The following is an 11403-nucleotide window of genomic DNA, read 5'->3' on the forward strand; positions in this document are numbered from 1 at the left end:
TTTCAGGTGTGGTAAAACTTGTCTCCAAAATCATCATGATAACTTTAATTGTAGAGATAACAGGGGCGCTTATTTTAGCGATCCGCTGGTCATTTGAGATGCCGTGGATCAAAGCCTTGTATTACGGATTTTTTCATTCGATATCCGCTTTTAACAATGCCGGTTTTGGCCTCGAACCAGACAATCTAAGTAAATGGGTCGGGGATCCGACCGTCAATTTAGCCATCACTTCATTATTTATCATCGGCGGAATTGGTTTCACCGTCATTTTGGATGTCTGGCAGAAAAAATCTTTACGTAAGCTGTCCCTTCATTCCAAAGTGGTGCTGCTCGTGACATTAATCCTTAATGTTGTGGGAACAGTAATTATATTAATCTCTGAATTTCATAACCCCGCAACGATTGGAAACCTAAGCTGGAACGATAAATTCTGGGCCTCCTATTTTCAAGGCGTCGTACCAAGAACAGCCGGCTTTAATACCATTGATATTGGACATATGACGCTGTCCTCACAAGTTTTTACGATGGCATTGATGTTTATTGGCGCTTCTTCTGGCTCTACCGGTGGGGGAATTAAGGTTACGACCTTTGCCATTATCATATTTGCCTTTTGGACAGTGTTGACGAATCGAAGCGATGTTAATATTTTTAAAAGAAGAATTTCCTGGAGCTTGGTTAATAAATCCTTATCCATTGGGGTGTCAGCCATCATTTTTATCTTCACGATTTTCTTTTTGCTGACCTACACAGAGGATATGCCGATGAATAAGCTGCTTTTTGAAACCATTTCGGCATTCGGAACAGTCGGATTGTCAACGGGTATCACAGGGGATTTATCGCCTTATGGAAAACTTTTAATCACCTTAATGATGTTCATCGGTCGCCTTGGGCCATTAACCATGGCATTCGCGCTCATGTCGAAGCGCCAAGAAGCAAGACTTAGATATGCTGAAGAAAAGATATTAATAGGATAATTGAAAGATAGTCCCGTGCATAGGTAAACGGTGCGGTTTATAATTATTCATCGTAAAAAGTATTTTTACAAAAGTGTAAGCGATTGCCAAGCGGATTGATAAAAATAGGGCATTGTGGTTGGACTTCTCACTTTTACCAGCTTTTAAATAGCTTACTAACTATTATTATAGTAATAAATATTTAAATCTATCGATATTAGTGATAAACTATATTAAGGAATTAATTGATCCAGAAAAGGTGTGTAACTAGTCGCGCCTTAGCTTGCTGTTTGCTTTAAGCATGGGCGCCAGCATCCTTTCTGCAAATCATAGCATATAAGGGATGGGAAAAATGAGTAGCAGACAAACTGAAACAGACGTTATCTTAATTGGTGCAGGAATCATGAGTGCCACTTTAGGGACACTCTTGAAGGAATTAGTGCCGGACTGGAAAATTACAGTTTTTGAAAAGCTTGAAAAAGCAGGCGAGGAAAGCTCGAACGAATGGAATAATGCAGGAACTGGACATTCGGCATTGTGCGAGTTGAACTACACCGTAGAAAAACCAGACGGATCAATCGATATTAACAAAGCTATCAAAATTAATGAACAGTTTCAGGTTTCACGACAGTTTTGGTCTTATCTTGTTAACAGTGATCTGATCCGTAATCCGCATGATTTTATTATGCCTTTGCCACATATGAGTATGGTACAAGGGAAAAATAATGTAGAGTTCTTGAAAAAACGTTTTGAAGCACTCTCAAACAATCCATTATTCCAAGGGATGGAATATTCCGATGAGCCGAAAAAATTGCAAGAATGGATTCCGCTTATTATGGATGGCCGGACTTCAAAGGAACCAATAGCGGCTACGAAAATTGACTCGGGTACGGATGTTAACTTTGGTGCTTTAACACGCATGTTGACTGACCACTTAAAAAATCAAAACGTTGAAATCAAATACAAACATCAAGTTGAGGATATTAAACGTACTGAGGATGGCCTATGGGAATTAAAAGTGTGGAATATGGAAACCGGTGAAATAGAACGCCATACTGCAAAATTTATCTTTATTGGCGGCGGCGGCGGCTCCTTGCCTTTACTTCAAAAAACCGGTATTCCTGAAAGTAAACATGTTGGAGGATTCCCTGTAAGTGGACTATTCTTAGTATGTAACAATCCTGAGGTTGTAAACAAGCATCATGCAAAAGTTTATGGCAAGGCTGCGGTGGGTGCACCTCCTATGTCAGTGCCGCATCTTGACACACGATTTATTGATAACAAAAAATCACTATTGTTTGGACCTTTTGCTGGTTTTTCACCCAAATTTTTGAAAACTGGTTCAAATATGGACTTATTAGGTTCTGTCAAACCAAATAATGTCATCACGATGTTGGCGGCAGGTGCCAAAAACATTCCATTAACAAAATACTTGATCCAACAACTAATGTTATCGAAGGAACAGCGTATCGAAGAGCTGCGCGAATTTATTCCAAATGCAAAAAGCGAAGATTGGGATATCGTGGTAGCCGGACAACGTGTACAAGTTATTAAAGATACAGAAGCGGGCGGTAAAGGAACGCTTCAATTTGGTACTGAAGTGGTTACTGCAGCAGATGGCTCAGTCGCAGCATTGCTCGGTGCTTCACCAGGTGCATCAACAGCTGTTTCCGTCATGCTCGAGATCATAAAAAAATGTTTCCCTCAGCACCGCGAAGCGTGGGAACCAAAAATAAAAGAAATGATACCATCTTATGGCATTTCACTAGTGGACAACCCAGAGCTTTTCGACGAAATTCATGCTTCAACAGCGTTTGCACTTGGCTTAAGTAAAGGACGCGCACCAGTAAACAATAAGAAGGATTTATCGAAAGAGAAACGTAGTGTAGAAAAGGAACCTGTATCAGTTTAAGTTTATGGGAAGTTTCATGGGGACGGTTCTTCTGCATCAGATGCAGAAGAACCGTCCCCATTTTTCATTTTTGTATGACTTTTGATAGCTATTCAGTTTTTTAGCAGAATAGTATAATGCAATTAAAATAGAAACTAATTGATGGATGTGATGTTATGTCATGGAAAAACATAAAACCCCCTCGGTCATGATGATTTTTCGAATCATCCTGATCATTATGGCTTCGATTGATATTATGGGGCAGTCTCCTTCTTCGATACCTATAAAGGCGGCTTTCATTATAGGATTGGTTATTTTGCATTTAAATGATATTTACAGAAATTATTACCAACTATATGAAAAAAATCGTATAATCTACTATATATCGATGTCGGTAAGTATTATAGCAATCGGTTTATATGTGATTCAATTTGATAATAATATACCGCTAAATATTTATTTTATTTTTCCAATCGTTGAAATTTTTATTTATCGTCCTACTATACAAATTGGTCTGGTCATTCTTCATATTTTCATGTTTGTAATCGGTATGTTTGCTCTTAAGGCAGGAATCCAACAAGCATTAATTCCTTACTTTGCTTTGATGGCCCTAATCTACCTTGTTCGGAGCAACAGCAGGGAAAGGGAGAAGGGAAATCTACTCAATGTTGAATTAATGGAGGCAAATGCCAAACTGAAGGAAATCACGATAATAAAAGAGCGGACTAGAATTGCACAGGAGCTCCACGATTCCATTGGCCATGCTCTAATCGCCTTAAAAATGCACCTGGAATTTGCCGATAATATGATGGATTCAAATCCAGAAAAATCAAAGGATGTCATGAAGAAAGCCTTAGTCATTTCGCAAACATCCATAACGAACCTTCGTAAAGCAGTTGACGTATTAAAGGATAATCAGGCATGGAAAGATAAGGTTAAACTGCGCGACTCTATTGAGGATTTAATAGATAGCTTGCAAACCGCCGGCAGATTGCAATTTGAATTATTTTTCGATGACACCGTTGAGTTCGCAAGCCGCGATATTCAAAATGGGATTTTTGAAACAGTGAGGGAAGCCATTACGAACGGGATTAAGCATGGGAATGCCCATACGTTTCATATTGATATTTTTGTAAATGAAAAAAAGGCGCTGGTGAAAGTAGAGGACGACGGGGAAGGGTGTACCGATATTAAAAAATCCCACGGCCTGCGGGGAATGGAGGAACGAATCCATTTATTGAGAGGGAGTATTCAGTTTGTGTCGGCCAAGGGACACGGTTTTGCGGTGGAAGCAGAAATTCCATTTGTGACAAATGTGGAGTGATGAAAAGTGATTGACGTGATAATTGTAGATGACCAAGGAATTGTCCGGGATGGTTTAAAAATGTTGCTTAGCTTAAATGAAGAGATTCGGATCATCGGGGAAGCAACGAATGGGGAAGAACTTATTGCTTTATTGGAAAGAATGACGCCTAATGTGATACTAATGGACATTAGAATGCCTGTCATGAATGGCATCGAGGCTACAAAAGCAGTTAAGGAAAAATATCCAAATGTGAAAGTACTCATCTTAACTACCTTTAATGAAGATGAGTATATTTTTAACGGACTGAAGAATGGGGCAGACGGTTTTATTCTAAAGGACTCTGACCTAAAAGAGATTATTAAGGCAATAAAGGCAGCACACGAAGGAACGCTGCTACTTCATTCAGATGTAACAAGTAAACTAATCAGGGCCCTCCGGAATGTTCCCGAATCTCTGCAGGCACCTAACACGGAAAAGAAAGACTTGTCCAAGATACTTACACCAAGAGAAATAGAAGTCGTTGAACAAATTATGCAAGGAAAAAGCAATAAGACCATCAGTGCGACATTATTTTTAACAGAAGGAACAGTTAAAAACTATGTTTCCCGCATTCTAGATAAACTAGAACTCAAAAGCCGTTCCGAGCTGATTATTTATTTAAAGGAAAAGTGATGCATGGGGACGGTTCTTATGTTTCTTCGTCCTTTACCAGTAATACCGAGGGAGTATTCTACATGGACAAGGATTGATAGAAACAACAATTTATTTTGATAATGATGATGATTCCATTAATCTAAGTATAATGCAATTATATAAAGACTAATTGAGGGGAGTTTAGAAGTGAAGAAAATAACAGTTGAAAACTTGGTAGAGAAGTTTTCATTGAAGGTGCTTGCTGGTGAAAGTAAGCTTCAGAATGTGATAACGCAATCACGGGTGCATCGTCCGGGCTTGGAATTTGTTGGCCATTTTGACTTTTTTCCAACAGAACGAGTTCAAATTTTAGGAAAAAAGGAAGTTACTTATTTACATAGGTTAAGTAAAGAGGAACGGAAAATCCGAATCGGAAATATTGTCCATTATCATCCGCCGTGCTTTATCGTAACTTGTGGTGAAGAAGGACTTACCTATTTGAATCAACATTGTGTTGAACAGGGCATCCCCTTGTTGTTGACAAATAAGCCTGAGATTACATCAGAGTTTATTCCCAAATTGGATGCGTATTTGGTGAAAGAATTAGCACCGGAAATTGCTGTGCATGGAGTTTGTATGAATGTATCCGGTATAGGGGTCTTAATTCGCGGAAATTCGGGGGTCGGAAAAAGCGAGACAGCACACACCTTAATCCGCCGGGGACATCGGCTGGTAGCGGATGATATTGTTGTTCTAAAAAAACTTAGTCATCAAACGATTCTGGGTACTCATGATGAGAAAACCAAAGAGTTTTTGGCTCTTCGCAGTATTGGGCTGCTGAATGTGGTTCGGTTATATGGACGCAAGGCTTTTCAGGACGAAACACGAATCGCGCTGGATATTAATTTGACCAGATGGGAAAAAGATGCCTTGTATAATGATTTGGATCAAGAAGTTCACTCTACAGACTATATGGGTGTTAAGATACCTTCCATTGAAATCCAACTTCAGCCAGGACGTGATGTAGCTGGGTTAATCGAGGCAGCTGCAAATAACTGGTATTTGAAGCAGCAAGGTTACAGCGCCGCAGAAGAGTTCCTGAGCAGGATAGAGGCTGAAATTACGAATTCTAGTATTGAGTAAATGCAAAGGAAATACCAAGGGACGGTTTTTGTGCATCATAGGATGCACAAGAACCGTCCCTATTTTTCAAGTTTCCGATATACAAGAGCAAGCACCATCGATGGGATGGAACAAACAATCATGCCGATAAAGGCGAATCGCGGCTCGATTTCATATAGATAGCCGCCGAATATAGTGAATACCGCTGTGCTCCAACTTAATGCAAGTGCTGAATACATGCCTTGTGCATTCGGTATCTGCTGGTGCGGTATATTTTTGATCAAGTATTTCATAAAGGCGTAATGACCCATGGCGAACGAAAGTGAATGCAAAACCTGCGAAATAGAGAAGACCAGCACATTTGGAAAAATAAACACTAATATCCAACGTACAGTTGAACCTAGAGCTGAAAGTGCTAGTAAAGACCCTGCTGAAAATCGCTGAAAATACCGATCGGCAATTAAGAAGAAAATGATTTCTGCAATCACGGCAATGTTCAGGATTACGCCGATTAAATATTTAGGTGAATGTATTTCTTGTAAAAAAATATATCCATAGGTGTAATAAGTTGCATGGGCAGCCTGCAGTAAGATCACAATCACGAGCACCAAACCAAAGTGTTTGATACGAAATAAGTTCAGCATTCTTGCTTTTTTTGTTGGGTTCGGTTGTGGTTTTTCAGATAAAACTAATGGTGCTGGCATAAGGCCTAGCCCAACGAAAACCATAGTACCGATTAAGAGCGCCCATAAAATGACTACATCTCCAAGTGCTCCTGTAAAGACTGTTAAGACCATGCCAGCAACGACAAACCCTATAGACCCCCATGAACGGCTCTTTCCATAATGTTTTAATTGCTTACTCTGTACTAGGATGCCAGCCGCGGTATCCAGAGCAGGCATCAATGTAGGGTAAAAAAAGTTTATTAGCAGCGTTACAAGTAGTATGCTGGCAAAGGAATTCGAAGGAATATAACACAGAATGGAAACCAATGTCCCAATTGCCATCCCATTTAATAAAGTTTTACTGCTGAACTTCCTCGAAAAATATGGATACGCCATTAATGTGGAAATGCCCCGAACAACCAAACCTAAACTCATAATTAAACTGGCTTGTGAAATCGAAATTCCTTTTGTATGAATCATCCAACCCGTCCAATAGGGAAGGAAGACGCCCCAAGTTAAATAAAAAGTAAAAAACTGGCTGCTCATCCAGCGTTGTGTGTTCATAATGTTTCACCTCATGATTTGCATGATATCATGTGGAATCGTACAATAATATGAGATATCTCATATTCTGAGGTGGATTATGGAAATTTATAAAAATGAAAAAAGGAAACGATATTTGGAAGAACACTCCATTGCCCATTTATTTTCTTTTCCAATTGACGAGTTTGTAGAGGTGCGTGAATATAAACGAGATGAATGGATTATTCAAGAGGGAATGCGACCGGATTTTTTATATTATGTCATTGAAGGCAAAGCGAAGATTTATTTAACGCATCTGAATGGGAAAGTTTCGTTAATTAACTTTATCAATGAGAACGAATATGTAGGAGAAATGGAATTATTAAACGATGTGTACTATACAAAAGGGATTCAAGCCACTACAAAGACGGTTTGCTTTGCCCTTCCTTTTCATCGCTTCCGCACACAGCTGCTAGAAGATGTAGTATTCTTGCGTGAATTGACAAAGTTATTAAGCGCCAAAGCAACAAAAATGGCCGCAAAATATTCGCAAAGCCTCGCGTTCCCGCTTGAAAACCGGCTTGCCGAATTTATTTTGCAAACGGCTGATGAAAGAATATATAAGGAAAAACATGTTTCGGTATGTGACTTTTTAGGAGTTTCATACCGCCATCTGCTGCACGTGCTCGGGCAATTTTGCGAAAAAGGCTATTTAAAAAAAGAGGGGCGCCACTACCGCATTCAACAGCTGAGCGCCTTGGAAGAATTGGCAGGAATGTTGAGAGCAGAATGAAGCATGGGGACGGTTCTTGTGCATCAAATGAAGAACCGTCCCCCACAAACCATTAATGTGCTACCTCTTTGGTAGGATTATTTTTTTGCTGGTCTAATTGTCTTACCGACTCTTTGCTTGTATCGACTCGTTTAACGAATAAGGCTAGGATTAGGGCGACAATATTTATGCCAAGTGCTACATAGAATGAATATTGAATGCCTGCTAATAGAGCTTTCTGTGTTAATAGCGCTTTTGAAGCAGCGGTAAAGGTTGTTGGATCTACGCCAGCCACTAGGCTTTGAGCTTCTGTTTTTGTAACGGAATTCATAATGGTAACAAGAACCGCTGTACCAATTGAACCAGACACTTGCTGTGCGGTGTTATTTACAGCTGTACCGTGCGGATTCAAGCGCGTTGGCAATTGGTTAAGTCCGTTTGTCATAATTGGCATCATTACCATTGACATCCCAAACATACGGAGAGTGTAAACAAGTATTATATAGGCGTGGCTTGAGTCGATTTGCAGGTTTGCCAGCATATAAGTTGAAATAGCTGTAACGACAAGTCCTGTTACACCAAGAATGCGAGGACCAAATTTATCGAATAATTTCCCTGTTATCGGCGACATAATCCCCATCACAATCGCACCAGGCAGCATCATTAATCCTGAATCAAGCGGGGAAATGCCACGGACATTTTGTACATATGCCGGTGTTAAAATCATACCGGAGAACATCGCTACTGCATTGACAATCGCGATAACTGAGCCAAGTGCAAACATTGGATATTTGTAGACACGTAAATCCAGTAATGGTTCAGCCATTTTTAATTGACGGACGATAAAGGCAATTAAGGCAATAGCGCCAACGATTAAAGTGGTTAAGACGATTGTATCTGTCCAGCCGTCTGAGCTTGCAGAACTGAAACCATATAACAAACCGCCAAAGCCGATAGAAGATAATACAACTGAGAAATAATCCAGTTTGGCATTTTTATTTTGTTCCATTACATTCTCAAGCTTCCAAATAGCTAATACTAAACTAATGACAGCTAACGGCAAAATCATTTCGAACAGTAAACGCCAATCATAATTTTCTACAATATAACCAGATAAAGTCGGCCCGATTGCAGGAGCTGTAATCATAACTAATCCGAAAACTCCCATTGCAGTTCCGCGTTTTTCCCGTGGGAAGCTGATTAGCATCACATTCATTAATAATGGCCCCATTACGGAAGAACCTGCTGCTTGAACCAATCGCCCGGTAAGTAATACACTAAAGTTTGGAGCATAGGCTGCTAATGCAGTACCTAGAGTGAAAATGGCGAGAGATGTTATAAATAAACGACGATTCGAAAAGCGTGTTAACAAAAATGCTGAGGCAGGAATTAAAACGCCGCTGACTAGCATATATCCTGTTGCAAGCCACTGGATAGTGGAATAATCTTTAATATTTAAATCTGTCATCATTGATGGGAGCGCTACATTTAAAAGTGAATTATTTAAAAAAGAAACAAATGCTCCGACAAATAAAATCGCAAGCATTAAATAGGGTGTTTTCTTTTGTTGTAATGTTGAATCCATATATGTTTTCTCCTTTTTATCCCTTTAAGGGAGTTCATTGGTGTTCTACTTTATATAACCCGCGTTTTAGCAAGTCAAGCTGGCTAATATAATTTTGAAGAGTTTCTTCATCCGATAAATCCTTTACAAACATTTGCACGAGGTTATGGAATGTGACTGCGTTTATAATTTTTATAACGTGATGTAGCTCTTGTTCATCCTTAATGCTTAAATTACTTACGTTAATTAAGTTAACCATATCTAAATATCGTCTTTTCTGATCCTCTTCATAAATGTTATTGGCCAAAGTATTTTGCATTTTATAGTTCATATTTAAAAAAGCATTTTTAAAAAGATTTTGGTGCTCCGGATTTCTAAGGTATTTGATCATTAATTGAAATGAATCAATAAACGTATTAAATAAATCACCGTCATGAGTCTTTAGGGTTGAAACAAATTTCTCATAATTGATTTGTGAGAGCCGGCTTAACAAGTAATAAAACAGATCCTCTTTGTCCTCAAAATATTGGTAAAAGCTTCCCCTAGGTATACCAGCATCTTTGATAATGTTGGCAATGGATGCTTCGTGTAATGGGACCCTAGAGAATTCTTTCCTGGCAGATTGAATTAAAGTGTCTTGTTTATCTTTAGGTAAATGAAAAAACGTTTGTTTAGGCATCAATATTCTCCTATCTGAGGTGTGACAATGTGTCACAATTCTTGATAAGAAGTATTATATGTGACACATTGTCATAAGTCAACACCAAAATGACACTGTGTCATATTTATTTAGTAAATCGAAAAGCACAATTAAAACAATATTCTGAAAAAGGTGATAGAATGGAAATTGCGAAATAATTTACATCATTAATAAATTGTTTAGGGGAGGTACCTAAAAAAATGGAGCAATTGTCCAGAACAAAGACGGCCCTTGGCATTGCTTTTGTTGTTCTGATTTGGGGAACAATGTGGCCGGTCTACAAAGTGTCTCTCAATTATTCGCCGCCGATGCTTTTTGCCGGACTACGTGGAGTGATTGGCGGGGTTTTTTTGGCGTTAATTTTAATCCCGCAATGGCGAAAAATCCAATGGAAAAAAACGTGGTCTATTTATCTTATTTCAACATTTTTTAATATCCTTATGTTCAACGGCATCCAGATGATTGGCTTGCAGTATCTTCCTTCCGGCTTATTTAGCGTTATTGTGTATCTGCAGCCCGTGCTTGTGGTTTTGCTAGCTTGGATGTGGCTGAAGGAATCCTTATCAGCAAAGAAAATTCTAGGCATGGTCATTGGATTTCTTGGCGTGGTCGTGGTAAGTCTTGAAGGGATGTCGGGAAAAATTTCTGCAATTGGAATTATTCTTGCACTCATTACCGGAATGGGCTGGGCCATCGGCACTGTCTATGTCAAAAAAACTAGTGCACTTGTGCATAACCTATGGCTTGTAGCCATCCAAAATATCATCGGTGGTTTGCTAATGTTTGGTTATGGAGCATACACCGAAAACCTGCACGCCATTCACTGGAACGCTTCATTTGTTTGGAGCCTGCTATATGCGGGTATCTTCGGTGTAACCTTAGCAACGGGTGCCTACCTGAAATTAATGAGTGCAGGTGAAGCCAGCAAGGTTGGTTCCTTCACGTTCCTTGTACCAATGATCAGCGTGGTCATCGGAACATTTATGTTAAACGAGCCGTTTACAGCTAGCCTATTTGGCGGCATAGTATTAATTCTGTTAAGCATTTACCTAATTAACCACAAAGTCTCACGTAAAACGGCTGCAGATATGGGAATGCGGCATGCAAACTAATGAAGGGAAGCGGTTCTGTAAAACCAAAGATTCTCTTTTTTATTTGAAATATCGAAGGAGTTTTTCCAATTCAAAAGCCGCCATTTATGAAGTGAACCAAAAAAGTTAGACAATATATATTAAGCAACCCTTTGGACCTGAGTTCTGTATTCTACTGGGCTCA

The 11403-nt window shown here is 39.3% G+C and carries 10 protein-coding genes; 7 read left to right on the forward strand and 3 right to left on the reverse strand.

The features are described 5' to 3' along the window. The 5 genes from KHB02_RS28320 to hprK form a co-directional block, all read left to right on the forward strand. On the forward strand, window positions 1-974 hold a 974-nt coding region (locus KHB02_RS28320; protein WP_241114165.1), incomplete at its 5' end, for a TrkH family potassium uptake protein. A 331-nt stretch (window positions 975-1305) separates the two neighbouring features. Continuing rightward, window positions 1306-2865, forward strand: a complete 1560-nt coding sequence (locus KHB02_RS28325; protein WP_213140197.1) for a malate:quinone oxidoreductase — start codon at window positions 1306-1308, stop codon at window positions 2863-2865. Between the two features lie 160 nt (window positions 2866-3025). After that, entirely contained in the window at window positions 3026-4168 is a 1143-nt protein-coding gene (locus tag KHB02_RS28330) for a sensor histidine kinase (RefSeq protein ID WP_213140196.1), read from the forward strand. A gap of 9 nt (window positions 4169-4177) precedes the next feature. Beyond that, on the forward strand, window positions 4178-4822 hold the full coding sequence (locus tag KHB02_RS28335; protein ID WP_213141248.1) for a response regulator: 645 nt from the start codon (window positions 4178-4180) through the stop codon (window positions 4820-4822). Between the two features lie 168 nt (window positions 4823-4990). Then, window positions 4991-5926 (forward strand): HPr(Ser) kinase/phosphatase, encoded by a 936-nt coding sequence (hprK, locus tag KHB02_RS28340; RefSeq protein ID WP_213140195.1) that lies wholly within the window; start codon window positions 4991-4993, stop codon window positions 5924-5926. A gap of 59 nt (window positions 5927-5985) precedes the next feature. Here hprK and KHB02_RS28345 read toward each other — a convergent pair whose 3' ends face one another. Beyond that, entirely contained in the window at window positions 5986-7134 is a 1149-nt protein-coding gene (locus tag KHB02_RS28345) for an MFS transporter (RefSeq protein WP_213140194.1), read from the reverse strand. A 79-nt stretch (window positions 7135-7213) separates the two neighbouring features. Between KHB02_RS28345 and yeiL the strand changes: the two genes are divergently transcribed. After that, complete coding sequence (gene yeiL, locus KHB02_RS28350; RefSeq protein WP_213140193.1) at window positions 7214-7885, forward strand: transcriptional regulator YeiL; 672 nt, start codon at window positions 7214-7216, stop codon at window positions 7883-7885. A gap of 52 nt (window positions 7886-7937) precedes the next feature. Here yeiL and KHB02_RS28355 read toward each other — a convergent pair whose 3' ends face one another. Both KHB02_RS28355 and KHB02_RS28360 read right to left on the reverse strand, forming a co-directional pair. Further along, window positions 7938-9449 (reverse strand): DHA2 family efflux MFS transporter permease subunit, encoded by a 1512-nt coding sequence (locus tag KHB02_RS28355; RefSeq protein WP_213140192.1) that lies wholly within the window; start codon window positions 9447-9449, stop codon window positions 7938-7940. A 34-nt stretch (window positions 9450-9483) separates the two neighbouring features. Next, the gene (locus KHB02_RS28360) at window positions 9484-10107 is read right to left on the reverse strand and encodes a TetR/AcrR family transcriptional regulator (protein ID WP_213140191.1); all 624 of its coding nucleotides are present in this window, start codon (window positions 10105-10107) and stop codon (window positions 9484-9486) included. Between the two features lie 221 nt (window positions 10108-10328). Here KHB02_RS28360 and KHB02_RS28365 point away from each other — a divergent pair, with 221 nt between their 5' ends. Then, window positions 10329-11240, forward strand: a complete 912-nt coding sequence (locus KHB02_RS28365) for a DMT family transporter (RefSeq protein ID WP_213140190.1) — start codon at window positions 10329-10331, stop codon at window positions 11238-11240. Window positions 11241-11403: the final 163 nt, after the last annotated feature.

The organism is Neobacillus citreus (assembly GCF_018343545.2).
Taxonomy (GTDB): domain Bacteria; phylum Bacillota; class Bacilli; order Bacillales; family Cytobacillaceae; genus Neobacillus; species Neobacillus citreus.